General features: G+C 39.0%; 28 protein-coding genes and 1 riboswitch. Of the genes, 24 read left to right on the top strand and 4 right to left on the bottom strand.

The window, feature by feature from the left end; all coding sequences use genetic code 11:
- Positions 1-94 precede the first annotated feature (94 nt).
- From ACWATA_RS14595 to ACWATA_RS14585, 3 genes are all read left to right on the top strand, one after another.
- On the top strand, positions 95-748 hold the full coding sequence (locus ACWATA_RS14595) for an HD domain-containing protein (RefSeq protein WP_033578763.1): 654 nt from the start codon (positions 95-97) through the stop codon (positions 746-748).
- On the top strand, positions 729-2,627 hold the full coding sequence (locus ACWATA_RS14590) for an ABC-F family ATP-binding cassette domain-containing protein (protein ID WP_034269353.1): 1,899 nt from the start codon (positions 729-731) through the stop codon (positions 2,625-2,627). Before ACWATA_RS14595 ends, ACWATA_RS14590 begins: the two co-directional genes overlap by 20 nt.
- Before the next feature lie 63 nt (positions 2,628-2,690).
- The gene (locus ACWATA_RS14585; RefSeq protein WP_034269350.1) at positions 2,691-3,815 is read left to right on the top strand and encodes a conserved virulence factor C family protein; all 1,125 of its coding nucleotides are present in this window, start codon (positions 2,691-2,693) and stop codon (positions 3,813-3,815) included.
- Positions 3,816-3,845: 30 nt separating this feature from the next.
- Here the strand turns inward: ACWATA_RS14585 and ACWATA_RS14580 are convergent, their stop codons facing one another.
- Positions 3,846-4,730: a polysaccharide deacetylase family protein gene (locus tag ACWATA_RS14580; RefSeq protein WP_098626770.1), complete on the bottom strand. Its 885-nt coding sequence runs from the start codon at positions 4,728-4,730 to the stop codon at positions 3,846-3,848.
- A gap of 240 nt (positions 4,731-4,970) precedes the next feature.
- Here ACWATA_RS14580 and ACWATA_RS14575 point away from each other — a divergent pair, with 240 nt between their 5' ends.
- The 14 genes from ACWATA_RS14575 (at position 4,971) to rarD (ending at position 15,901) form a co-directional block, all read left to right on the top strand.
- On the top strand, positions 4,971-5,408 hold the full coding sequence (locus tag ACWATA_RS14575) for a BrxA/BrxB family bacilliredoxin (protein ID WP_013056693.1): 438 nt from the start codon (positions 4,971-4,973) through the stop codon (positions 5,406-5,408).
- A gap of 128 nt (positions 5,409-5,536) precedes the next feature.
- Positions 5,537-6,322: a class I SAM-dependent methyltransferase gene (locus tag ACWATA_RS14570; protein WP_154991425.1), complete on the top strand. Its 786-nt coding sequence runs from the start codon at positions 5,537-5,539 to the stop codon at positions 6,320-6,322.
- 380 nt (positions 6,323-6,702) lie between these two features.
- Entirely contained in the window at positions 6,703-7,305 is a 603-nt protein-coding gene (locus tag ACWATA_RS14565) for a YpjP family protein (protein ID WP_028413645.1), read from the top strand.
- Positions 7,306-7,493: 188 nt separating this feature from the next.
- Entirely contained in the window at positions 7,494-7,808 is a 315-nt protein-coding gene (locus ACWATA_RS14560; protein WP_013056696.1) for a thioredoxin family protein, read from the top strand.
- Between the two features lie 90 nt (positions 7,809-7,898).
- Positions 7,899-8,031: riboswitch (cobalamin riboswitch) on the top strand.
- Positions 8,032-8,290: 259 nt separating this feature from the next.
- Complete coding sequence (locus ACWATA_RS14555) at positions 8,291-9,250, top strand: ABC transporter substrate-binding protein (RefSeq protein ID WP_154991424.1); 960 nt, start codon at positions 8,291-8,293, stop codon at positions 9,248-9,250.
- On the top strand, positions 9,231-9,947 hold the full coding sequence (locus ACWATA_RS14550; protein ID WP_488175611.1) for an adenosylcobinamide amidohydrolase: 717 nt from the start codon (positions 9,231-9,233) through the stop codon (positions 9,945-9,947). The genes ACWATA_RS14555 and ACWATA_RS14550 overlap by 20 nt, the downstream gene beginning before the upstream one ends.
- A gap of 4 nt (positions 9,948-9,951) precedes the next feature.
- On the top strand, positions 9,952-10,938 hold the full coding sequence (gene cbiB / locus ACWATA_RS14545) for an adenosylcobinamide-phosphate synthase CbiB (protein WP_033578767.1): 987 nt from the start codon (positions 9,952-9,954) through the stop codon (positions 10,936-10,938).
- Positions 10,913-11,992 carry a threonine-phosphate decarboxylase CobD gene (gene cobD, locus ACWATA_RS14540; RefSeq protein ID WP_154991423.1) on the top strand — a complete coding sequence of 360 codons (1,080 nt, stop codon included), beginning with the start codon at positions 10,913-10,915 and terminating at the stop codon, positions 11,990-11,992. The genes cbiB and cobD overlap by 26 nt, the downstream gene beginning before the upstream one ends.
- On the top strand, positions 11,989-12,549 hold the full coding sequence (locus ACWATA_RS14535; RefSeq protein WP_028413640.1) for a bifunctional adenosylcobinamide kinase/adenosylcobinamide-phosphate guanylyltransferase: 561 nt from the start codon (positions 11,989-11,991) through the stop codon (positions 12,547-12,549). The genes cobD and ACWATA_RS14535 overlap by 4 nt, the downstream gene beginning before the upstream one ends.
- A complete protein-coding gene (cobS, locus tag ACWATA_RS14530) occupies positions 12,546-13,319 on the top strand; it encodes an adenosylcobinamide-GDP ribazoletransferase (protein WP_473049927.1) in 774 nt (257 codons plus the stop codon). Before ACWATA_RS14535 ends, cobS begins: the two co-directional genes overlap by 4 nt.
- Positions 13,277-13,891, top strand: a complete 615-nt coding sequence (locus ACWATA_RS14525) for a histidine phosphatase family protein (RefSeq protein WP_028413638.1) — start codon at positions 13,277-13,279, stop codon at positions 13,889-13,891. The genes cobS and ACWATA_RS14525 overlap by 43 nt, the downstream gene beginning before the upstream one ends.
- Positions 13,843-14,268, top strand: coding sequence for a bifunctional adenosylcobinamide kinase/adenosylcobinamide-phosphate guanylyltransferase (locus ACWATA_RS14520; RefSeq protein ID WP_033578770.1), 426 nt, complete (start codon positions 13,843-13,845; stop codon positions 14,266-14,268). Before ACWATA_RS14525 ends, ACWATA_RS14520 begins: the two co-directional genes overlap by 49 nt.
- On the top strand, positions 14,265-14,834 hold the full coding sequence (locus tag ACWATA_RS14515) for a cob(I)yrinic acid a,c-diamide adenosyltransferase (protein WP_028413636.1): 570 nt from the start codon (positions 14,265-14,267) through the stop codon (positions 14,832-14,834). The genes ACWATA_RS14520 and ACWATA_RS14515 overlap by 4 nt, the downstream gene beginning before the upstream one ends.
- A gap of 140 nt (positions 14,835-14,974) precedes the next feature.
- On the top strand, positions 14,975-15,901 hold the full coding sequence (gene rarD, locus ACWATA_RS14510; protein WP_033578771.1) for an EamA family transporter RarD: 927 nt from the start codon (positions 14,975-14,977) through the stop codon (positions 15,899-15,901).
- Between the two features lie 91 nt (positions 15,902-15,992).
- Here rarD and ACWATA_RS14505 read toward each other — a convergent pair whose 3' ends face one another.
- Positions 15,993-16,319, bottom strand: a complete 327-nt coding sequence (locus ACWATA_RS14505; protein WP_013082852.1) for a MerR family transcriptional regulator — start codon at positions 16,317-16,319, stop codon at positions 15,993-15,995.
- A gap of 294 nt (positions 16,320-16,613) precedes the next feature.
- On the opposite strand from ACWATA_RS14505, the gene ACWATA_RS14500 reads away from it, so the two are divergent.
- On the top strand, positions 16,614-16,772 hold the full coding sequence (locus ACWATA_RS14500) for a hypothetical protein (RefSeq protein WP_013056708.1): 159 nt from the start codon (positions 16,614-16,616) through the stop codon (positions 16,770-16,772).
- A 32-nt stretch (positions 16,773-16,804) separates the two neighbouring features.
- Here the strand turns inward: ACWATA_RS14500 and ACWATA_RS14495 are convergent, their stop codons facing one another.
- A complete protein-coding gene (locus ACWATA_RS14495) occupies positions 16,805-17,725 on the bottom strand; it encodes a CobW family GTP-binding protein (RefSeq protein WP_014460454.1) in 921 nt (306 codons plus the stop codon).
- Positions 17,726-17,976: 251 nt separating this feature from the next.
- Here ACWATA_RS14495 and panE point away from each other — a divergent pair, with 251 nt between their 5' ends.
- Both panE and ACWATA_RS14485 read left to right on the top strand, forming a co-directional pair.
- On the top strand, positions 17,977-18,906 hold the full coding sequence (gene panE, locus ACWATA_RS14490; RefSeq protein WP_028413634.1) for a 2-dehydropantoate 2-reductase: 930 nt from the start codon (positions 17,977-17,979) through the stop codon (positions 18,904-18,906).
- Positions 18,906-19,706, top strand: coding sequence for a GIY-YIG nuclease family protein (locus ACWATA_RS14485; protein ID WP_028413633.1), 801 nt, complete (start codon positions 18,906-18,908; stop codon positions 19,704-19,706). Before panE ends, ACWATA_RS14485 begins: the two co-directional genes overlap by 1 nt.
- Positions 19,707-19,756: 50 nt before the next feature.
- Here the strand turns inward: ACWATA_RS14485 and ACWATA_RS14480 are convergent, their stop codons facing one another.
- The gene (locus ACWATA_RS14480; RefSeq protein ID WP_016763842.1) at positions 19,757-20,068 is read right to left on the bottom strand and encodes a hypothetical protein; all 312 of its coding nucleotides are present in this window, start codon (positions 20,066-20,068) and stop codon (positions 19,757-19,759) included.
- 243 nt (positions 20,069-20,311) lie between these two features.
- Here ACWATA_RS14480 and ACWATA_RS14475 point away from each other — a divergent pair, with 243 nt between their 5' ends.
- Genes ACWATA_RS14475 through proC form a run of 4 tightly spaced genes read left to right on the top strand, consistent with a single transcriptional unit; the run spans position 20,312 to position 23,086 of the window.
- Positions 20,312-21,199, top strand: coding sequence for a 5'-3' exonuclease (locus ACWATA_RS14475; protein ID WP_154991422.1), 888 nt, complete (start codon positions 20,312-20,314; stop codon positions 21,197-21,199).
- Positions 21,200-21,245: 46 nt separating this feature from the next.
- On the top strand, positions 21,246-21,593 hold the full coding sequence (locus ACWATA_RS14470) for a YojF family protein (protein WP_013056714.1): 348 nt from the start codon (positions 21,246-21,248) through the stop codon (positions 21,591-21,593).
- A 23-nt stretch (positions 21,594-21,616) separates the two neighbouring features.
- Positions 21,617-22,279 (top strand): bacillithiol biosynthesis deacetylase BshB2, encoded by a 663-nt coding sequence (gene bshB2, locus ACWATA_RS14465; protein ID WP_013056715.1) that lies wholly within the window; start codon positions 21,617-21,619, stop codon positions 22,277-22,279.
- A gap of 3 nt (positions 22,280-22,282) precedes the next feature.
- Positions 22,283-23,086 (top strand): pyrroline-5-carboxylate reductase, encoded by an 804-nt coding sequence (gene proC, locus ACWATA_RS14460; RefSeq protein WP_028413631.1) that lies wholly within the window; start codon positions 22,283-22,285, stop codon positions 23,084-23,086.
- Positions 23,087-23,116 lie beyond the last annotated feature (30 nt).

Genomic DNA, 23,116 nt, shown 5'->3' with positions numbered 1-23,116 from the left:
TTTCAGCCAGGGTTTTCAAAGGGTGCTCAGCTGTCAGTGAGACGAGCGCCTTACTTTGTGCTAAAATAATGGTGGATATAATTGAGGTGAGCAAATGAACAAAATAGAAAAGACGGAAAAGTGGGTTCAAGCAAAGCTTGCGCATGACACGACGGGACATGACTGGCAGCATATCGATCGCGTGCGTCGAAATGCAGTGCTTTTATATAAAAAAGAAGGCGGCAACCGGGAAGTTATTGAACTAGCCGCGCTTTTACACGATGTGGTAGATGATAAGCTAGTGGAAGATGTTGAAAAAGCGTATGAAGAAGTGCGGGAGTGGCTGAAGAGTCAGCGCGTAGAAGAAGAGAACTGCAAGCATATCGTTCATATTTTACAAACGATGTCATTTAAAGGCGGAAACCGTCCGGCTATGGCCACGCTTGAAGGTCAAGTTGTTCAAGATGCAGATCGCTTAGATGCAATTGGTGCGATTGGTATCGCACGTACGTTTATGTATGCAGGTTCTAAAGGCACGGCTCTGTATGACGAAAACATTGCTGTACGAAGTGAGATGACAGAGGAAGAATACAGACACGGAAAATCAACGGCTATTGCTCATTTTTATGAAAAGTTGTTAAAGCTGACTGCGTTAATGAATACTCAAACAGCACGGTCTCTAGCGCAAGAGCGACATACATATATGAAAGAATTTTTAGTTCAATTTAAGAAAGAGTGGAATTATCATTATGAAAATGCTGACTGTTGAAAACTTAACAAAAACATATGGAGAAAAAGAGCTGTTTCATCAGCTAACGTTTACAATTACGGAAAATGAGCGAATCGGCTTAATTGGTGTAAACGGAACAGGAAAATCGACGCTTCTTAAAATTATCGCAGGTCTAGAGCTGGGAGATGAAGGGGATATTGTTCATGCTAAAGACTACAGCGTGACATATTTACCTCAGCATCCGGATTTTGATGAAGACTTAACGGTTTTAGAGCAAGTTTTCAGCGGAGATACGCCCCTTCTTAATTTATTAAAAAACTATGAGCTAGCTCTATATGCGTTAGAGCAAGATTCTGCAAACGAGAAGAACCAGCAGACACTGTATGATTTACAGCAGAAAATGGATGCGATGAACGCGTGGGAAGCCAATTCTAACGCACAGTCGATCTTAACGAAGCTGGGAATTTCAAATATGAGTGCAAAAATCGGCGAACTTTCAGGTGGACAGAAAAAGCGCGTGTCAATTGCCCAAAGCCTAATTCAAACACCTGATTTATTAATTTTAGATGAGCCGACTAACCACTTGGATTATGAGACGGTTAAATGGCTCGAAGAATATTTATCCAAATATCAAGGAGCCGTATTGCTTGTTACTCATGATCGCTATTTCTTGGATGCTGTTACAAACCGAATTTTTGAATTAGACGGTGGAAATTTATATAGCTATAAAGGAAACTATGCTGCTTTTCTAGAAGGAAAAGCGATTCGAGAAGAGCAGGAAAAAGCAACTCAAGCAAAATTAAGCAACTTATATCGCAATGAATTGGCTTGGATTCGCCGAGGAGCAAAAGCGCGTACGACTAAACAAAAAGCGCGTATTCAGCGATTTGATGAATTAGAGGGAAAACTCGATTCTTCTGAAAAAGAATCATTGGATTTAAGTTTAGCAGGCAGCCGCCTTGGGAAAAAAGTGTTTGAATTAAAAGATGTGTCTAAGACGTATGAAAATAAAATCATTCTTTCAGACTTTACGCACATCGTGAAAAAACAAGACCGAATTGGAATTGTCGGAAAAAATGGAAGCGGAAAGTCTACCCTGCTGAATATGATTGCAGGACGCATTGAGCCGGACAGCGGTGAAATTGACAGAGGACAAACGGTTAAAATTGCTTACTATACTCAAGAAAGCGATGATATGGACTTGAATCAACGCATGCTTGATTATATTAAAGAATCGGCAGAAGTTGTTCATACGACGGATGGGAAAATGATCTCTGCATCGCAAATGCTTGAGAGATTTCTATTTCCTTCACATACGCACGGAACACCGATTCAAAAGTTGTCCGGAGGAGAGCGCCGTCGTTTATATTTATTGAAATTGTTGATGACATCCCCAAATGTTTTACTGCTAGATGAGCCGACTAATGATTTGGATACTCAAACGCTAACGGTGCTTGAAGACTACCTCGAAGAATTTCCAGGTGTTGTTATCACGGTATCGCATGATCGTTATTTCTTAGATAAAGTAGCAGATTACTTACTTGTCTTTGAAGGAGAAGGAAACATTTCGACTTATTTTGGCGCTTATACAGATCAATTAGAAGAAGCGGTGAAAAAGAAGCAGGCAATGGTTCAGCAGGCTAAAGTGAAAGAAGAAAAGCCAAAACAGCCGGAGAAAACGAAAAAGCGTCGCTTAACGTATAAAGAACAAAAAGAATGGGAAGAAATCGAAGATCATATTGCAGCAAAAGAAGAAGAAATTGAACGCTTAACAAGTGAAATTGAACAGGTGGGCAGCGATTATACAAAAGCGCATAACCTATCGTTAGAACAAGAAAAAGCAAATGAAGAATTAAATGCACTGCTTGATCGCTGGGCAGAGCTTTCAGAGCTAATTGAAGAAATTGAAAACGCGTAAACAAGTCGTTAGACTGAGTATAAGCCACATGCTACAATTTTAATGAGAGGAGTACGATACGATATGAACATTAAATCAATTGAGCCAACGCCAAGTCCGAATACAATGAAAATTAATTTAGACGAAGTGCTATCAGGCGGGAAAAGCAATAACTATACGGAAAAAAATGCTGAAGCAGCGCCTGAAGTTGTTCAAGACATCTTGAAAGTAGAAGGGGTAAAAGGAGTCTATCACGTAGCGGACTTCTTAGCAGTAGAGCGAAATGCTAAATATGACTGGAAGCAAATTTTGCCGCAAGTTCGTGCAGCGTTTGGTGAAGATTTGCAAAGCAGCAGCGAACAGCACAAAATGAATGAGCATTTTGGTGAGGTCAATGTGTCCGTTCAAATGTTCAAAAACGTACCAATGCAAGTTAAGCTAACGGATGGAAATGAAGAAAAGCGATTTGGTCTGCCTGAACGATTCGCAAAAGCGGTAGCAGAGCTTCAAAGCTTTTCAGATAATGTAGTGTTAGAACGGAAATGGAAAGAACAAGGCGTTCGTTACGGAGAGTTAGCGGCTATCGGAGACGAAGTAGTGGAAGAATTAGCAGCAGCATATCCGCAAGAAAGATTAACTCGCCTTGTAGCCAATGCACAAGAAGAAAAAGAAGGCGGAAAAACGGTACAGCCGCGTAAAACCTATAAAGTTACAGAAGAGATGCTAGAAGACAACGATTGGTCAGTGCGCTATGCCCATTTAGAACAAATGGATCCAACAGAAGCTGATTTAGACGTTTTAAATAAAGCGCTTGATGATGAAAAAGCATCTATTCGCCGCTTAGCTACGGTCTACTTAGGAATGATTGAATCAAAAGCGGTACTGCCTTATTTATACAAAGCATTAAAAGATAAATCAGTCACTGTGCGCCGTACTGCTGGAGACTGCATGTCGGATTTAGGTTTTGAAGAAGGTATTCCGGCAATGTGTGAAGCCCTTGGTGATAAAAACAAGCTTGTGCGCTGGCGTGCAGCGATGTATTTATACGAGGTAGGGGATGAGACGGCTCTTCCTGCATTAAAAGCAGCAGAGAATGACAAAGAATTTGAGGTAGATTTACAAATCAAGCTAGCGATTGAACGTATCGAAGGCGGAGAAGAAGCAAAAGGTTCTGTTTGGAAACAAATGACGGAAAGCAGAAAAGCATAAAAAAAGATCATTCACTTGAATGATCTTTTTTTATGACTGTTTTGCAGCGGGAGTTGGAAACTGCATAGGCTGCATCGTGTTATCAATTTTAATAGGCTGATAACCGGACTGTTTTAAGTAAGTCAAAATAGTCGGCAGAGACTGTGCCGTAAAGGATTTGTCATGAAATAAAATGACGGGTGTTCTTCCGTTGGAGTTAACCCCTTGAATATGAGGTTCAAGGCCCTGAATAATTCTAGGTGCAGAACGAAGTGCCCAGTCTTCACTGTCTACATTCCAGTCCCATAATTTAAAGTGGCTTAGCAACTCTGTACGGTGCGGCTCTTTTAAATAAGGAACGCTGCCGTAAGGAACGCGGATTAACTTACTGTCAACACCGGTTACTTTCTTAACTGTCGCTTGACACTCCTGCATTTCTTTTAACGCGGCGCCGTCTTCACTATACATGACATGAATATCATGAGAGACGCCGTGACAGCCGATGGCATGTCCTTCCTGTGCTACTTTTTTAGCAATTTCAGGGTGAGCGTCAATTTGATACTTTAACATAAAGAAAGTTGCTTTTACGTTATATTGACGCAAAGCATCTAAAATGTGAAGGGTATCAGGCGTTGGGCCATCGTCAAACGTAAGGTAAACAGGCTGTGTAAGAGCTTGATTTTGATCGTTCACGGTATTTCCTACATACATATTATGGTGAAGTGTATTAAGCAGCTTCTCAGGTTGTGCTGAAGATGCAGCTTCTTTCAGCGGCAATGCAGTAGATGCTAAGACTTGCTGAGATGCAGCGGATTCACTTCCTTTGGCTCCTGTAATAAAAAATAAAGAAGCGACGATCACTAACACTAAAGACAAAAATGCATAAAATCGTTTGTTTGGCTTAAATTGTTTGTTCGGTTTAAATCGCTGGTTCAATTTGAAAATCCTTTCTACTAAACTACTATTTACTACTATAGTACAAAAAATGGAATATTAATAGTAAAAATCGACATTTTTATGGAAAAAAATTAGATGATATGACCCGGTTTTAATCTTTTTTGTCAAATGAAAAAGGAGAACGGGACAGCGATAAGGATTTGAAGAGTGAGTAGCTAGATTTTTCCTGGTTTTTATAGTATGCTTTTAGCGTGAATGATTGTTAGGAGGAATGTTAATATGTCAATGGCATATGAAGAATATATGCGTCAGTTAGTTAAACCAATGCGTCAAGAATTAACTCAAGCTGGTTATGAAGAATTAACAACAGAGGAAGCCGTAGTTGATTTTATGGAAAACGTAGAAGGAACAACTTTTGTTGTCGTTAATTCAGTTTGTGGATGCGCTGCTGGTTTAGCACGTCCTGCAGCAACGCAAGCGTACTTACAGTCTGAGCAAAAACCAGATCAAGTGGTAACTGTTTTTGCCGGTCAAGATAAGGAAGCAACAGCTAAAATGCGTGAATATTTTGGGGACATTGAGCCTTCATCACCGTCTATGGCACTTTTAAAAGGAAAAGAAGTTGTTCATTTTATTCCTCGACATGAAATTGAAGGTCAGCCGTTAGAAGTTATTTTTGAAAACATTTTAAATGGCTTTAAGCAGCACTGTTCATAAAATGTCCTGCTTTTGTCACATCTAGTATATAGATTTTTAAAGAAAAATCGCATATACTTTATAAGAAAAAGGATGTCTATCGGCATCCTTTTTCTTTATGTAAATAGCCAAACAGTGTAGGGGGAGTTATGAAAGTGATTGTTACGACTGCTGGTCGAACAAATGAACAGATGATTGTAAAAGCCAAACAGGTAGCCGCTGATTTAAGTATACCTTTTGTAACAAGAGAGAAGAAATCTGTTGCAGATCTTCAAAATCTTGAAGCGGCAGACGTGCTGGTTGTCGGTAAAAATAGAGTAGAATTGCACGTCCAAAATGAAGAAGAACCTATTTTTTTTCATCCAAATTCCGCTATGTTTAGAGTGAAGAGATGGCTGCGCGGAGAACGAGATCCGTTTATTGAAGCTGCTGGTTTAGAAAAAGGAATGAGCGTGCTTGACTGTACACTTGGTCTTGCATCGGATAGTATGATGGCGAGCGCAGCAGTAGGGAAAAACGGGAAAGTTGTCGGACTAGAAGGCAACCGCTATGTAGCTTATTTAGTCAAACAAGGACTTTTAAATTGGGAAAGTGACGTACAAGAGTTGAATGATGCAATGAAGCGTATAAACGTGGTTCATCAAAATTTTGAATCGTTTTTGGCGTGTTGTGAAGATAATTCTTTTGATGTTGTCTACTTTGATCCTATGTTTCAAGAACAAATTGAGGAATCGAATGGAATTAACGGTATTAAAGCAATAGCACTGTATACCACGCTGACGTCAATGGCTATACAAGAAGCAAAAAGAGTAGCCAAACAAAAGGTCGTGCTAAAAGATCATTGGAAAAGCAGTCGTTTTAAAGAGCATGGATTTACTGTGCAAAAACGAAAAACATCAAAGTTTCATTACGGGACAATTGATATACAAAAATAACCAAAAAAGTAAAATTAATTACGCTCATTGAAAAGACTTCCAAAACCTTTTAGGAATTAAAAAGTTTTGGAAGTTTTTTTTATGAATTTCATCTAAAGTTCATAAAAGTATGATATATTTTTGAACATAAAAATACTTTTGTGTTTAAGCATCCAGCAAAAAAGGAATATCTTGTATAGGTTTCCGCTCGGTGTGACAACCTCAAACAGAAGAAGGAAGGTGGTAACTGAAAAGTCGTCAAATGCCCGTAGACAGCATAAATGAATAAGCAAATATAGGTAAAAAATTAATAAGTATGTTACAATACCTAGTGAGTTATGATAATGAATTTTACAATATGAAAAGACCATATGGGAAAAGATGAGAAAGGAAAGATACGAATGCCTAGATGGATAAAAAGAATGCTAATTGTATTTATTACAGTATTTACATTTGGGCTTGTCACTCCACCAGAATATTTATACGTTGATGATGCAAAAGCGGACAAGCAACATAAAGCAGGGTATGTAAGAGAAACAACTCCTGTCACAGCTGTTATAGAAGATATTCATTTGCCATATGAAGAACCAAAATATGAAGACGTTTCATCATTTGTTACGTATGCAATGGAATCAGCTGAAAAACAGTCAGTGGAAAAATTCGGAACAAAAATTGGTCCTGTCATTGAAGATGAATTTCGTCAAGCAGTGTTACCTAAAATTGAAGAAGTGCTGACCGACATTGGCACTGAACGTGAACAGTCAATTCAGAATCTCGAGATAAGCGAGCACCCTGCTGCTGGCTACGGTGAAAAGATTTTCCATGTATATGACCGGGAAACCGGTCAGGACTTAATACGGTTTCATGTACGGCGTGAAAATCCTCCAAAAGATGGATACTGGTTTAATTTTCACTATCATGCGGCCGCAGATAATTTTCAAAAGCATTATGATTTAGGGAAAATTTATTGGAACCGAAACATGCCGCCTAAGTGGTTCAGCTGATAATAGACACAACATTCTACAATTTCGAAATGTTAGCTTTTTTAAGCTAGCATTTTTTTACGTCTAAAACCGTTATGGTCTAAATAAGCTGAAACATTAGCACAACGATAAAAAAATCGTTTATAATGAAGTCAGACTTCTTACTATAGAATTGTAGGAAGGAACGAATAGACGCTGGAGGTAACACAATGAAACAATTTACGGAAGAAAAACAATTTCGCGAACAAATTAAGAATGAAACACTAAGCGTTGGGATTTTTACGACAACGTGGTGTCCTGATTGCAAACGTTTGGATATGTTTATTGATGAAATCGTTGACGAAAATACAGATAAAGCATGGTTTAAAATTGACAAGGATGAGTTTGAAGAACTTTCTGCTGAAAACAATGTAATGGGTATTCCTTCTCTTCTTGTATATAAAAACGGTGAAAAAATTGCGCACCTGCACAGTGCAAATGCTAAAACGCCTGAAGCGGTCCGTGAATTTTTAGCAACTCTTTAATTCCCTAAGCTGCGAGAGCATTCTCGCAGCTTTTTTTGTGAGAATGGCTATTTCCATTTTTCGATGAGTGGGGTATACTAGGACAAGTGAATAATCGTAAAGCAATAAGGTCTCAATTTAAAGATTGAGTGAAAAGGGAAGTCTGGTGAAAAACCTGCGCGGTCCCGCCACTGTAAGCGCTTTGTGCGTAAGTCAGGAGACCTGCCTTATTGTTAGCTGTGAAACCTTCGAGGAAGGGTGAAGCAGGGTAATGAACATACATATCAAGTATAGTGAACGGATTCTTTTCCTGCTTATCTTGACGTTACCTGCTTTGCTTTCAATTGAAAGTAAAGCTTTTTTATTTTGAAGCTGCTGCCGAGCAGTATACATAGTCAAAGCGGAAAAAACGGGATAGCGCTGCTTTTTGCATGATCATTTGCTTTTTCTTTAACGTGGAGGTTTCGTATTCACAATGAACAATATATAGGGGGAGTATTTAGATGAAAAAATGGCTTTCGTATTCCATTATTGCGCTGTTAGTCATCGTACTTGCTGCATGCGGTGCAGGCAGCCAAAGCAACAGTGATAAAAAAACGAAGCAAGATACAGAACAAACGTCACAAGCTGCGTTTCCAGTGAAGGTAAAAGACGCGCGTGATAAAGAAATTACGTTGAAAAAACAGCCTAAGAAAATTGTTTCATTAATGCCAAGTAATACGGAGATTGTATATGCCCTTGGCCTTGAAAAAGAATTAGTCGGTGTCACAAGCAACGATGATTATCCTAAAAGCGTAAAGAAAAAAGCGCAGGTGGGAGATATGAACGTTAATGCAGAAAAAGTTATTGCTTTAAATCCTGATTTAGTGCTGGCACACGCTTCAAGTATGGGCGTTTCAGATGAAGTATTTAAACAAATTGAAAGTGCGGGTATTCCGGTATTTGTTGTAAAAGATTCAACAACGTTTGATACGGTTTATGATTCTATTACGCAAATTGGTAAATTAACGGGTAAAACAAAAGAAGCTAATCAAACAATTAAAGACATGAAAGAAAAAGTAGCTTCAATTGAGAAAAAAGCAAAAACGATTTCAAAAGAAGATCGTAAAAAAGTATGGATAGAGGTATCGGGAGCTCCTGAGATTTATACAACAGGAAAAGGTACGTTCATGAACGAAATGCTTACTATGATCGGTGCTGATAACGTAGCGGCTAGTCAAAAGGGTTGGGTTAAGTTTTCTGAAGAGCAAGTTGTTAAGTTAAACCCTGACGTTATTATCGCAACGTATGATGCAGACAAAAATGAGATTATGAAGCGTCCCGCTTGGAGCAGCATGACTGCTGTAAAAGAGGGGAACATCGAAAAGGTTGATCAAAACAAAATCAACCGCTTAGGACCTCGTATTGTAGATGGCTTAGAGGACTTAGCAAAAGCAGTATACCCTGAGGTGTACAATAAATAAAAAGAGGGACCATATTCCAGTTCGAATTGAAAAGGGGATTGGTCCCTTTTCACATCTTAAAATTGAAGAACGGCCTGAGCTTTTAATCATGAAAACCGAGACTTCTTATAAAACATACAGCTCAGGCGTTTTAGGAACAGGCATCATGGAAACGGACACCTTTTACAATCGATTTGTTCATAAAGACTATTATTCAGATACTCCTTCTTTAGAGTATGAGCAATATTTGATGAAAGAAAATGTGCGCCATGAGCAAATCGTAGGGTTGATGACAGCGGTTTGGTTAAAAGAAAGAGCGGTTTACTGTTATGAAGGCTACGGAGTAAGAGTAGCTTCCGTGATAACGGCTGGAGTAGGAAACGCAGTGGATATTACAGCTGACGAAGCTGTTCCATTTTATTCCTCTCCCGGTACAATTAATATGTTTTTTTTCGTGGAAGGCACGCTTACGGATGCGGCGTTTTTACAGCTTTTTATTGCCGCTACAGAAGCCAAAACAAAAACGCTGTCACAGCTGGGTGTCATAGATCCAGCTACAAAGACGATTGCTACGGGAACATCTACGGACAGTATCTCAGTTGCAGCGTCTCAGCAAGGACCATTATATGAATATGCAGGCTCTATGACCGCTTTAGGTCAAGCGGTAGCCAAGCTGGTAAAAATAAGCTTAGAGCAGGCACTTAAGGAAAAGAGGTGAAGAAATGAGTATTGCACAAGCGATGATTGCACACCTGACAGCCATGACGATTGCTCTACTCATTGACCGAATCATAGGTGACCCAGAAAATTGGCCGCATCCCGTTCGCTGGTTTGGCAAGTGGATTTATTGGATGGATTCCAGATTAAATAAAGGCGCAGGAAAACGATTCAAAGGATTGCTTCTTGTGATAAGTATGGTGGTGCTCGCAGGAGTTATTCCTTTTTTATTCCTTCATGCTTTGTACGGAGTTCATTTTATACTAGGTGTTTTAGTAGAGGGCGTAATGATTGCGACTACTATATCCACTCGTTCCTTAAGCGAAGCTGCTTATAAGGTGCAAAAGCCGCTTCAGCTAGGAGATATGGAGAAAGCTAGATATGAAGTAAGCATGATTGTGGGACGAGATACGGATCGTTTATCAGAAGGAGAAATTGCCAGAGCGACGGTAGAGACCGTGGCTGAAAATACAAGTGATGGTATTACAGCTCCGCTTTTTTATGCATTTATAGGAGGAGGAGCCCTAGCCTTTTTTTACCGAGCTATTAACACATGCGATTCAATGGTTGGGTATAAAAATGACCGCTACTTTCTGTTCGGCTATTTTAGTGCAAAAACCGATGACGTATTAAACTATATTCCAAGTCGGTTAACTGCAGTGGTGATGACCGCTGTTAATGTAGCGAAAAGCCAATATTCTCTTTGGCATGTAACGAGTTTGATTAAGCGCGATGCTAAGAAGCATCCAAGTCCAAATAGCGGATACGGGGAAAGTGCAGTGGCTGCTCTTTTAGGTATTCAACTCGGCGGGCTTAATACATATAAAGGCATAGAATCTAATCGTGCAAAAATGGGCGAACCACTCATTCCCCTGCAAGCCGGTCATATTGAACAAGCTGTTTTCATTATGAAAAGGACGGTCTATGCTACGTGGTTATTCTATCTTTTGTTAGGAGGAGTTATTAGTGCTATTACCTACACATGGAGCTAACCCCAATGTCTTTTTAAAAGCAATAGGGGCCGAGAATTTGTCGCATCTAAAAGACTTTAGCGTAAACACAAATCCTTTAGGGGCTCCCCTTGTTCTTCACGAAAAGTGGAACGAATTCAAGGAAGCTGCGTTTAGTTACCCTGATCCTGAAGTAACAGAACTAAAAAATAAACTTGCAGCTCATCATCATGTTTCCGCTGCCCAAGTGCTGCCCACAAATGGGGCCGCTGAAGCGTTTTTCCTTATTGCTTCTTTATTTTCAGGAGAGAAAGCGGGGATTGTACAGCCGACGTTTGTCGAATACGAACAGGCAAGTAAAGCGTATGGATGTGAAGTGACGTACGTTCCTTTAGCTGAAGAAAATGGCTGGAGCTGGGATATAGAGTTGATTATGAGTATTCTTCCGGATATAAAAGTACTATGGATTTGTCACCCAAATAATCCAACGGGCGTTATATATAGTCACCAGGAATGGATGAAAGTAGTAAAAGCTGCTGCTCATCATGGTACATACTTAATAATTGATGAAGCATTTATTGATTTTGTCGAACATCAGCCTTCATTTGATTCTCTTATTCTAAACTATGAACATCTCATTGTTGTGCGTTCGATGACAAAGATGTTTAATATTGCGGGGCTTCGCCTTGGCTATATTTTGGCAAATGAAAAAATCATTAGCAAGATGTCTAAAAAACAACCTCCTTGGAGTGTAAACGGATTGTCGCAGCAAGTAGGGATGATATGTGTAGATGAAAAAGATTTTGTGAAAAAAACCGTACATTATATTAAACAAGAACGAAAACGGATCTTGAGTCAACTAGAAGAATGGGGGCTTTTGGTTTCTCCGTCTCAAACAAACTATTATCTTTGCAGCGTTCCGTCTTCTATTAAAACGCGCGACTGGCTTATCTATTTAGCAAGCCGCGGTGTGGTAGCTCGGCATACTGAAAACTTCCCATTTTTAAATGGACGCTATATCCGTTTGGCTGTGAAAACGAAAGAAGAAAATGACTATTTACTTAACGTAATCAAACAAGGACTCGATGAAATATGATCATCTTTATTAGCGGAGGGGTTCGAAGCGGCAAATCACGTGCAGCGGAGAACATGGTTCAAACTTTTTGTACAAAGCGCGCTGTTTATATTGCCACAAGCCGGCAAACAGATAGTGAAATGCAAAAACGTATCCAGCTTCATCAAACAGAACGTCAAGCGGCGAACACGCCTTGGGCAACGATCGAGCAGTCTGTAGATTTACAACAAATTCTTCCAAACCTTCGAAGTGATGATACTATACTCTTGGACTGTGTCACAAACTGGCTGGCCAATGAGCTTTTTTTAACCGAAAAAAGGTGGCAAACAAAAGAAGGTAAACAAGAGGTTTTTCGTCAGATGATAGAAGCGCTCGATAAGCTGTTTGCGCAGTCTCAGACGGTCGTGCTAGTATCTAATGAACTGTTTGAAGCGGGCGTGTTAGAGGAGCCGACATATAGCTATATGCATATGTTAGGGAAATTACATCAGTATATTGTAGAAAAAGCAGATGTGGCTATTTGTGTAGAAGCGGGACTTTCCCGTTTTAAAAAAGGAAAGGAATGTGTAAGCAAATGAAAGAATGGATAGCCATACTACGAATCTCTCTTCAGTTTTTTACGATCTTACCACTGGCTAAAACCGTTCAATGGACTGAAAAAAGAACGGCACACTCACTTTTTGTTCTGCCTTGGATTGGCATATTACTAGGTTTAATGTTTTATAGCTTTTTACAGCTGCTTCACTATTCACCCATCACTGCTATTGTTAGCAGTATTTTAGTTTTGCTTTTGCCGCTTGTTTTAACGGGTGGTCTTCATGTAGACGGGTGGATGGATGTAAGTGATGCGTATTTTTCCCATCAGTCAAAGGAAAAGAAACTGCAGATTTTAAGCGATCCGCACGTTGGGTCTTTTGCTATTCTTTCTCTTATTGTTCTGCTTCTGCTGCGCTTTAGTGCAATCTATGAATTAACGTCTCTTTCTTCTTTATCGGTTTGGGCATGTATAACCGTCTTTACACTTCCAAGAATCGGAGCCGCTTTCTTAGTTATGAGAGATAAGCCCGCTAAAGATACGGGGCTTGCTGCTTATTTTCAAAAAGGAGTCACCAAATGGTCTATTTATGCATTTATCGTCATGAGCCTATTCTTAGTTGCTATTTTCATTGTTTTTATAGACAATAAATTCATTATCTTTTTCTTTGCCGGTTTTTTATGGCTCTGGATACGGTTTTATCGTTCGCAGTTTGGTGGCGTAACAGGAGATGTTATAGGTGCAACCATTGAAGGAGGAGAAACGTTTTTATGGATAATTCTTTGGTTATCACATGTATTCGCCATGGCATGACGCTTGAAAATCAACAAAAAAAATATATAGGGTGGAGTGATCCGCCTTTAAGTATAGAAGGGAAAAATGAATTAAAAGAGCTTTCTCTAGAGCCGGAGCTCGTTATTTCCAGTGACTTAAAAAGAGCGCTAGAAACAAGTTCAATTGTTTTTCCTAAATCTCAGGTGATTAAAAGGGAAAGTTGGCGTGAGCTGCATTTTGGAGATTGGGAAGAGAAGACGTATGAAGATTTAAAAAACATACGGGCATATAGAAATTGGATCGATCACTGGGCAGAACATACGCCTCCGAATGGTGAAAGCTTCTCAGGGTTTTCAAACCGAGTTTGGGAAGCTTGGGAAGAAGCGGTCGATTTGGCGGCTAGTCAGCAATTGCGTCACATTGCTATTGTTTCACACGGCGGACCACTGCGTTTACTTGCGTCCCATTTTAAACAGACAGCGTCGCTTTGGGATGTTTCTTTTTCTTATGGAGAAGGTTTTTCAGTAACGTGCACATACAAACAGGCAAAGGAGAGAAGAGCATGCATTTCGTATTCGGCGGTGCATTTACCGGCAAAAGAAAATGGGTGAAGCAGCAGTATGCCAGTGAGTCGATAAAATGGCATTGTTTGTATGAAGACCCCGTTTTACCGGCCATTGAGTTTGAAGAAAGTTACATTGTGCTAGAAGGATTTGAGCACTATGTTAAGGAATTAATACATAGCGAGCTGGAGGCTCCGCATCTTGTTGTTAAAAAGGTCATACAGAAGTGGAGAGACAGCGGTGTATGGGAACAGTTAATAGTGATTGGAACTGAAGTCGGCAAAGGCATTGTTCCTTTAGATCCAATAGAACGGCAGTGGAGAGATGAATGCGGGTATGCGTATCAGCATTTGGCGGCACATGCCCAGAAAGTAGATCACATTTGGTACGGAATTGCTAATCGATTGAAGGAGGAAATACAATGAACATTTACACAAAAACAGGGGACAAAGGGCAGACAAGCTTAATTGGAGGAAGAGTAAATAAAGATGATATTCGAGTGGAAGCATACGGGACGATTGATGAGCTAAATGGCTTTGTAGGTCAAGCGATTTATCAGCTGGATGAAGCAACATTAAAAGATGTAAAAGAAGAGCTAATTACGATTCAGCATGAGCTTTTTGACTGTGGAAGTGATTTAGCATTTGCAAAAGATGATCATCCGTACAAAGTAACGAATGACATGATAGCAGTACTTGAAAAGCGCATTGATGTCTATATGTCAGAAGCGCCGGCCATTGAGCGTTTTATTTTACCTGGAGGCACACCTGCAGCGACAACGCTTCATATTTGTCGGACGATTACACGCCGCGCAGAACGGCTTGTTGTTGGCGTGCAGCGTGAGCATAAAATTAATGTGGCGGTGCTTCAGTATTTAAATCGTTTATCCGATTATTTCTTTGCTGCGGCTCGAATCGCTAACGCGCGAGAAAATGTACAAGACGTAGAGTATATTCGCAGTGCCAAAGTATTTAAACAACCTAAAAAATAATGTATAAAAAACGGTCGAGCTAAAAGCGATCGTTTTTTTTTTTTTTTGAGCTATTTCGATAGGCAAAATAAAGCTATAAAAAAGAGGTAAATGCATCTATAATGATAAGAGACAGAGAGATAAAGAAAAGAGGTTGAGAAATGAATCAAGATTCTAAACGAGCAGGTATTGTTTATACAGCCAGCGCTTACGTTATGTGGGGGCTTTTTCCGCTTTACTGGAAGCTTCTTGGCGAGGTGAATGCGAATGAAATACTCGCTCACCGCGTTATATGGTCATTTGTTTTTATGCTTTTACTTTTGCTTGTGACAAAGCAAATGAGTTCTTTAAAGAAGACGCTTGGTTTATTATTTCGTAATACGAAACAAGCGGTCATTTTATTTGTGGCTTCAGTGCTAATCAGCATCAACTGGTTCGTTTACATTTGGGCGGTTAACCATAATCATATTATTGAAACAAGTTTAGGTTACTACATCAATCCGCTCGTTAGTATTTTGCTTGGCATAGTCGTTTTAAAAGAGAAGCTTAATTTTTGGCAAGGTGCTTCTGTTGGATTGGCTGCTATAGGTGTTATCGTTATGACAGTTACATACGGACATATCCCATGGGTATCATTAAGCTTAGCGTTTAGCTTTGGTTTGTACGGTCTTGTAAAAAAGACTATTCAGTTAGAAGCAAAAGTAGGATTAACGATTGAAACGATGATGGTTGCACCTATTGCAGTTATTTATTTTATTTTTCTTTTAGTGAAAGGATCTTCAAGTTTTTCCCTTCAGTCGCTTGATGTGAGCGCTCTTTTAATTGGAGGCGGTGTTGCTACAGCTATGCCACTATTGTATTTCGCTAAAGGAGCCCCGCTTATTCCGCTATCGATGGTCGGTTTTTTGCAGTACATTGCTCCTACCATGACGCTTTTATTAGGGGTATTCGTGTATCACGAACCGTTTTCTAGTGTGGAAATGATTGCCTTTTTGTTCATTTGGGGCGGATCGGTGATGTTCATTTTATCTAAAACTAAGTTCATGAGTTCTCATCAGCCGAAATTCTTTAAAGGGCGTTCAGCTTAACGGACAAAAAAGCGGATATCTTTAGATATGCGCTTTTTTGTCTGCTGTAAAGAAATAAAAACGGAGACGGAAAAGTCACCGTATGTATACTTTATAGCTTCCGCTTGAAATGAGCGTTCAACTGACCTTGAAGCATTTGGTTTTTTACTTCTTTCATTTTTCTCGCTTCATCTTTTTTAGCCAGTTCTGTGCGTATTTCACTCGTTTGAACTCCTTCTTCTATACGATCGGCAATATCCATTAATCGTTCGACGTCTGAAAACGAATATTTCCGGATACCCGTATTGGTTCGGTCCGGAAAGAGCAGGCTTCTTTTCTCATAGTAGCGAATTTGTCTTTCTGATAAACCGGTTAATTCTTTTACAATCCCAATAGACATGACTTTTTTATCTCGATATGACGCTTCATTCGTAGACAATCTCCCTCACCCCTGAGTACGTAGTAGTATGTTATTATAAAGGAAAAAAATACAAAAAATTATAACATGTAATACATTCTAACATATATATGTTATATTTTTGAATTACTATGTGAGAAAAAGTGACATAAATAATGAAATAGGGAAAAGAGTCCTATAAACTAATGATTAACTCGATCCCAAGTGGTTAACCATACAGGATAAAGCCTTGTGGTTAATCACTTGCTTTCAAAATGATGAATAGAAAATAAATGTGAGAATATACATAAATTCTAAAAGGGAAGGGCGTTTTACATGGCTGTGCAACAATTGAAAAAAGAAGAGATTATTGAGCTGGCAAAAGAAATTATTGAACTCGATTTGAAAAGAGATGAAAAATTTGAAGAATTGACAGAGTTAGCCGGAAATCGTGCATATGAAATTTTGCGCAGAGTACAAAATGCCTGTTTATAAGTAATAAAAAAATCCCGCCTAGAGCGGGATTTTTAATGAGATTGCTGTTCAAGATTAAATAATTCTTGTTTCATCTTAGCGTGATCGAGGTTTTCACCTATAAAGACAAGAGTGGTGGGCAGCTTCATCATTTCTTTCATATATAGAGGCATGCCGTATGAATATTGAAACGAATACGTATCATTCGAATGAGTGAAGCGCATGTAGCCTTTAATGCGATAAATGGTATCTGGCATTTGGCGAAGCCAATTTTCAAATAATTCAAGATCCACTTTTTTTGTAAACTCATATACAAATGTTTTCAAATGAAGATGATCTTCAACATGAGCCTTATGGTGCGGCTGTTTTTGAGACAGCTGAGCTTTTTGAATCACATCAAGCTTCACGCGGGAAAATGTCGTTAATAATGTCCTTGCACTAGCGTTAATGGATTGAATCTCAAAAAGCAGGGAAGACTTTTCTGACTCAGACAGCATGTCCGTTTTATTTAATAAAATTACATCCCCATGTTTTACTTGTTCTTGAAGAAGTTTTTGAAGTTGAATGCTTAAGGAACCACGTTCTTTCCATCTTGTCGCATCCAGTGTGGTGATAATACTTTTAATCGTAACTTGATGCGCAAAAAGAGGAGACATACAAGCATCTAATACTTCAATGGGATGGGCAACTCCCGTTGTTTCTATATAGATAGCATCCAATGTGTTCTCCTGTAAAAGTGAATGAAGCTGCGTTTCAAATTGACCTTGAATCGTACAGCACACGCAGCCATTTAGCAATTCTTTTAACGGCGTGTCTTCTTCTACTTCATTTGAGTCAATCGAAACTTGGCCAAGCTCATTCATCACAACAGCAATATTGCGATTACGATCTTTTTCTTGCTGAAGCAGCTGTTTAAGCAACGTTGTTTTTCCGCTGCCTAAAAATCCAGATAAAATGTAGATTTCTGTTTTCATTTCAGTCTCTCCTATGTAAATAACATTATTTAAATCGGAATTTTTCCGATTACGGGTTGGTAAATCGTATATCCAAGAGGGGATAAATGTCTAAACGTAAATTTTTATGCTTTTTTGTATTCATTATAACAACTTTAAAAGCGCTATGGCTATCTTTTGTAGAAAACTCAAAATACAATGAAATAAGAATATTATAAAATTTCAAACTAGCTGTGCTACAATAAAAGAAAAAGAAAAGGGGAGCAAAAGTTATGCGAATATTAGTTTTAGGCGCAGGCGGCGTTGGCGGTTATTTTGGAGGCAGGCTTGTGGAAAAAGGAGAAGATGTTACTTTCCTTGTCAGAGAGCGCAGAAAAAAAGAGCTGGAACAAAACGGACTTGTGATTAAAAGTGCACACGGTGACTTCACTTCACCTGTACAAGCTATTACAAAATCTGAGGTAAAAGGACCTTATGATGTTATTTTGTTCACAACGAAGGCTTATCATCTTACACAAGCAATTGAAGATGTCCGTCCTTTTGTAGGGAATCAGACCGTTGTAATACCTTTGTTAAACGGTATGGCTCATGTCGCTCCATTGCAGGAAGCTTTTGGGGAAGAGAAAGTCATTGGAGGGCTGTGCTTTATTGAAACTACTTTAAACCAAGATGGAGAGGTCGTCCAGACGAGTCCTGCTCACAGACTTGTATTTGGTGAATTTAAGCAGAAGGACACAGAACGATTACAACTGATTGAGCAAGCGTTCAGTGGTACAAAAGCTTCGTTTGTGAAAAGTTCATATATTGAACAGGATATGTGGCATAAGTATTTGTTTATTACGGTTATGTCAGGCATGACTACTCTTATGCGCGCACCTGTTGGACCAGTTTTAGCAGCAAAAGGCGGGCGTCAATTTGTGCAAGAACTTTTTAAAGAAGTGGAAAATATTATGATGGCCTACGATGCACCATTAGCCGAAGGAATCATTGAACAGCATATGAATACGATGGACAAAATGACGTATGACATGAAGTCATCGATGCAGCGCGACATGGAAAAAAGCTCTCAAATTGAAGGAGACCACCTTCAAGGATATTTGCTGAAGTTAGCTGAAAAATCGTCTATACACGTACCGCTTCTTCAAACTGTACATACGCATCTAAAAGTATATGAAGAAATGTTAAAAGGTTATCAAAAATAATGACAGCAAAAATTGATTTAGCAGTCATGCAAGTATTGCAAAAGCTGCTAAGTACAGCAGAAATGGGACAATTGCCTTCCGCTCCCGGCATTTATTTTTTCTTTGATGAACCCGGCCGGCTTTTGTATATCGGAACCACGACGGGCTCTCTATCAGAAAGAGTAAGAGCTCACGTTGCAGGAAAAGGTGTTAGCAATACAAAAAAATTCCACAAAGAAATTCATGCGGTTGGATATATTGAAGTTCATGGATTAAAAAAAGAATTAGATATGTTGAGAACGATGCTTGTGAATGGTTATTTTCCAAAATACAATAAACAAGATGTAAAAAGAGAAAATGAATACGACATTTACACTGTTCACGGCAGAGTCCTCAGGGATACAGGAGTTAACAAGAAAAAAGTCTCTAAGCGAAAAACGGTGCTAAAGCCAACGTTAAAAGAGATAGAGATTCGTCAAGAAAACAGCGATATTACATATGCACGAGTCGCAAATATGAATGCTGAAGATCGAGTGAAAAAATTGTGGTCTTGTCAAGAAGCAGGAGCGCAGCTACATCTTCCGGAGTCGAAAGTGTTAGCAATAAGTGACCGGCTCTTAAAAGAACAGTATACATTTCAGCGAGATATGAAAAAGAATATGATGTTTACGATGCGGGATTTAGTTGTTATTCAAGTGTTGTTAAATTTAAATCCGACTCATGATTTGAAAAAGAGAGAAATAAAGGAAGCCATCAGTTTAGTGCGTAAATTTGGCATAGAAGAAGCTCTTCGCATCTCTGAAAAATTACTCAAAACGTAATAAAATCCATGATCATTGTGATCATGGATTTTATCATTTATCATTCGCGCTTAAGCTAATTCGTCAATAACTTTTGGTAGAGCCATAATGGAAATAACGCAAAGTGAACTGACAACTTGATGCATTTCAAAAATGGCAATGATGAATAACATCAGTGATATATATAATTGAAGGCCTTTTAATCCCCACGGCTTGCGATCGAAAAAAAAGTCGCTAAGTACAAATACAAAGAAAATGAGCGAACTGAACAAAATAATCATGGATGTAGACATGGAACGATCATAAGCAATGATAAATAACAAAGCGAGAAGCGACACAACAGATATAACTTTTAATGTTTTAATCATCGTGTTTTTATTCACTTTTTTCACCTTCATTTGTAGGATTGATCTTTCATCCTCATTTTATAGGATAGTCAAAAGTTCTAAAAGTCAAACGAATAAATCATAACAACAATTTAACATCTTTATACTACATTTACATTGAGAGAAAAAAATGGGCGGGTTTTGAGCTTTGTGCACTTCATTGACGCGTACAAAGAACAAGTGCTATAGTATGTTTGCTCTAAAAGCTAAAGGAGCAAAGTTTTCAAAGGACGTGACTATGTGAACGAAACACTATTAGTAATTGATGGATTTAATTTATTAAGCCGCTGTTATTTTGCTACTTCTTATGGAAGAGATGAAGCAGCGTTGACAAGAAACAGTAAGGGCCAATTTACGAATGCCCTGAGAGTAACGATTCAAAAAATGCATGCACTGATTCACCAATATGAGCCAAGCCATATTTTCGTCGCTTGGGATGTTAAACGCGAGGATACAAAACGTAAAGATACATACGCTTTATATAAGCAAACAAGAGCAGAGCTGCCTGATCCGCTGATTCAGCAGTACGAAACGTTAAAGCAATTTTTTGATACAGTAGGCATTTATCAAATGTCATTGTCTTCTTATGAAGCAGATGATTTAATTGGAGCACTTGCAAGCAAGTGGAGTAAGGAAAAGCAAAGTCCAGGGTACATCTATAGCAACGACCGAGACTTGCTTCAGCTCCTAGATCAACATATTTCGCAAATTATTGCTAAAAAGCAGGTTGGCGATCTTGTTTATGGCTTTAAGCACTTTCAAAAAGAATATAATATTCATCCTCGTCAATGGGTGGACGTAAAAGCATTGCTTGGTGACAAATCTGATAATATTCCGGGCGTTCCAGGTGTAGGAGAAAAAGCCGCACTGCCTCTTATTCAACAATATGGCTCTATCCATGAAATTTATGCACAAATTGAACAATTAGATCCAGCTTTTAATCGTTACAAAAAAAAGCTGGCAGAAGGAAAAGAACTAGGTATGCTTAGCCGTGAACTCGCTGAGATTATTATAGACATTCAAGAAATCAGTATGTTGAATTGGGAAGAATTAACATTTATGTATGATTATGAACGATGGAATAAAGAAATTCAAAGTCTAGAACTAAACATTAGGATTCGCTCCTGATTTTTAGTACAATACAATTTATGAACATGAGAAAGGAGTAACAAGCGTGCAACCAATTCATAAAGAAACAGTTCAAAAAAAAATACAAACATTTTTAAATAAAGACGTATATGTACACCTTGAAACGACAAACGGTGCATATGCTTCACACGTAAATGAAAAAGTAATGACAGTTGGGGCTTTTATTCGTAATGGTAAAGTCACTATTTCAAACGGAAAGATAACTGGAGAAGGTCCTTATCGTGTAGGTCTTCAAATTGATTTAGGATGGATTTATGCAGAGGGATTAACAGATTGGGAAATTGATGAAGAAGGCAGACTTCTTTTAGCAGGGCATGACTTTGAAGGTCGTTTAGCAGTTGCCCTTCAATTAAGTGAACATCCGTTTTCATAACAGAAAAGAGAGGAGAATAGAACATGGAAGAAAGATTATTAATTGTATTTCCGCATCCTGACGATGAAGCATATGGAGCAGCAGGAATGATCACGCAAGCTAGACAAAAAGGAACGCCCGTTACATATGCTTGTGTTACGCTAGGTGAAATGGGACGAAACATGGGTAGACCGCTGTTTGCTAACCGTGAAACTCTACCTCAAATCCGAAAAAAAGAACTTTTAGATTTAGCAAACGTTTTAGACATTCAAGACTTGCGTATGCTAGGGCTTCGTGATAAAACGCTAGAATTTCTTGATATTGATGTTTTTGCAGATAAAATTGAAGAAATTATTAACGATGTAAAGCCGACTCACATTTTAACGCATTACCCTGGCTTTGCAGTACACCCTGATCACAATGCCACGGGAGCAGCTACGATCCAAGCGGTAAAACGTATGCCAAAAGAAAAGCGTCCGGTTGTTTGGTGTCATGCGTTTTCAAAAGATCGTATTGAACATATTGGAGAACCAGATGTTATTTTTGATGTAACAGCGATGAAAGATAAAAAAATTGAAGCGTTAAAAGCCCATCGTTCTCAAACAGAAGGAATGATGAACGCAATTGACTTCGATCGCTTATCTGACTATCCGCAAATGGAACGTCTATTAACAAGAGAAGAATTCTGGACATATAACTGGGAGTAACAGATGAAAAAACAGCGAATTTTATTTATTGGAGCAGGACGAATGGCTGAAGCCGTAGCGGCTGGCTTGGTTACGAGCAGCGCTGATAGTATTGAGGCAGTGGTGATGTCAAACAACGGAGATATCGGTCGGTTACAGCGAGTTGAAAAAACGTACGGCGTACAAACGACGCAAAATTGGCGCCAGGAAGTTGACAATTCGGACGTTATTATTTTAGCGATGCCTCCCGAGGCGCATCCTTCCGTTCTCAAGGAACTTTCGACTCATTTAAATCAGCAATTTGTTGTAACGTTAGCTGCAGGAATTGGTCCGAGTTATTTAGAAAACCACCTTCCTCAGGAAACGCCTGTCGCTTGGATTATGCCAAATACAGCTGCTATGATTGGGCAATCGATGTCCCTGTATACACTTGGAACTTCTGCAACAAAAGAGCATAAAGAAGTGCTTCAAATGATTTTAAAAGGAATTGGTGAAGCACATGAGTGTTCAGAAAAAGAAGTACATGAGCTAACGGCTGTAACTGGCAGTGCACCTGCGTTTTTATATTATTTTGCAGAATCGTTAATTGATGCAACGACTGCTTACGGTGTGGACGAAAAAACAGCCAAAGATTTAGTTATTCAAATGATGTATGGCTCTGTACAAATGCTGCATGAAACCAAAGATCCTGCGTCTTTAAGAGAGCAAGTAACAACTCCAGGCGGCGCTACTGCCGAAGGATTAAAAGTGATGAAAGAACAAGACTTTTTCTTAACAATGAAGCAGGCAATTGAAGCAACGAATAAAAAAGCAATGGGTGGAAGCTAAAAAAGCTCATACAACCATATGTTAGATAAA

This window comes from Priestia sp. USM5 (genome assembly GCF_058323215.1).
Note: the sequence above shows the minus strand (reverse complement) of the source record. Positions and strands in the feature narration are given on the sequence as shown.

Coding starts and splice junctions, on each gene's coding strand:
- ACWATA_RS14595 (WP_033578763.1), top strand. CDS start 95: ATGAACAAAATAGAAAAGACGGAAAAGTGGGTTCAAGCAAAGCTTGCG.
- ACWATA_RS14590 (WP_034269353.1), top strand. CDS start 729: ATGAAAATGCTGACTGTTGAAAACTTAACAAAAACATATGGAGAAAAA.
- ACWATA_RS14585 (WP_034269350.1), top strand. CDS start 2,691: ATGAACATTAAATCAATTGAGCCAACGCCAAGTCCGAATACAATGAAA.
- ACWATA_RS14575 (WP_013056693.1), top strand. CDS start 4,971: ATGTCAATGGCATATGAAGAATATATGCGTCAGTTAGTTAAACCAATG.
- ACWATA_RS14570 (WP_154991425.1), top strand. CDS start 5,537: ATGAAAGTGATTGTTACGACTGCTGGTCGAACAAATGAACAGATGATT.
- ACWATA_RS14565 (WP_028413645.1), top strand. CDS start 6,703: ATGCCTAGATGGATAAAAAGAATGCTAATTGTATTTATTACAGTATTT.
- ACWATA_RS14560 (WP_013056696.1), top strand. CDS start 7,494: ATGAAACAATTTACGGAAGAAAAACAATTTCGCGAACAAATTAAGAAT.
- ACWATA_RS14555 (WP_154991424.1), top strand. CDS start 8,291: ATGAAAAAATGGCTTTCGTATTCCATTATTGCGCTGTTAGTCATCGTA.
- cbiB (WP_033578767.1), top strand. CDS start 9,952: ATGAGTATTGCACAAGCGATGATTGCACACCTGACAGCCATGACGATT.
- ACWATA_RS14535 (WP_028413640.1), top strand. CDS start 11,989: ATGATCATCTTTATTAGCGGAGGGGTTCGAAGCGGCAAATCACGTGCA.
- cobS (WP_473049927.1), top strand. CDS start 12,546: ATGAAAGAATGGATAGCCATACTACGAATCTCTCTTCAGTTTTTTACG.
- ACWATA_RS14525 (WP_028413638.1), top strand. CDS start 13,277: ATGGATAATTCTTTGGTTATCACATGTATTCGCCATGGCATGACGCTT.
- ACWATA_RS14520 (WP_033578770.1), top strand. CDS start 13,843: ATGCATTTCGTATTCGGCGGTGCATTTACCGGCAAAAGAAAATGGGTG.
- ACWATA_RS14515 (WP_028413636.1), top strand. CDS start 14,265: ATGAACATTTACACAAAAACAGGGGACAAAGGGCAGACAAGCTTAATT.
- rarD (WP_033578771.1), top strand. CDS start 14,975: ATGAATCAAGATTCTAAACGAGCAGGTATTGTTTATACAGCCAGCGCT.
- ACWATA_RS14500 (WP_013056708.1), top strand. CDS start 16,614: ATGGCTGTGCAACAATTGAAAAAAGAAGAGATTATTGAGCTGGCAAAA.
- ACWATA_RS14495 (WP_014460454.1), bottom strand. CDS start 17,725: ATGAAAACAGAAATCTACATTTTATCTGGATTTTTAGGCAGCGGAAAA.
- panE (WP_028413634.1), top strand. CDS start 17,977: ATGCGAATATTAGTTTTAGGCGCAGGCGGCGTTGGCGGTTATTTTGGA.
- ACWATA_RS14485 (WP_028413633.1), top strand. CDS start 18,906: ATGACAGCAAAAATTGATTTAGCAGTCATGCAAGTATTGCAAAAGCTG.
- bshB2 (WP_013056715.1), top strand. CDS start 21,617: ATGGAAGAAAGATTATTAATTGTATTTCCGCATCCTGACGATGAAGCA.
- proC (WP_028413631.1), top strand. CDS start 22,283: ATGAAAAAACAGCGAATTTTATTTATTGGAGCAGGACGAATGGCTGAA.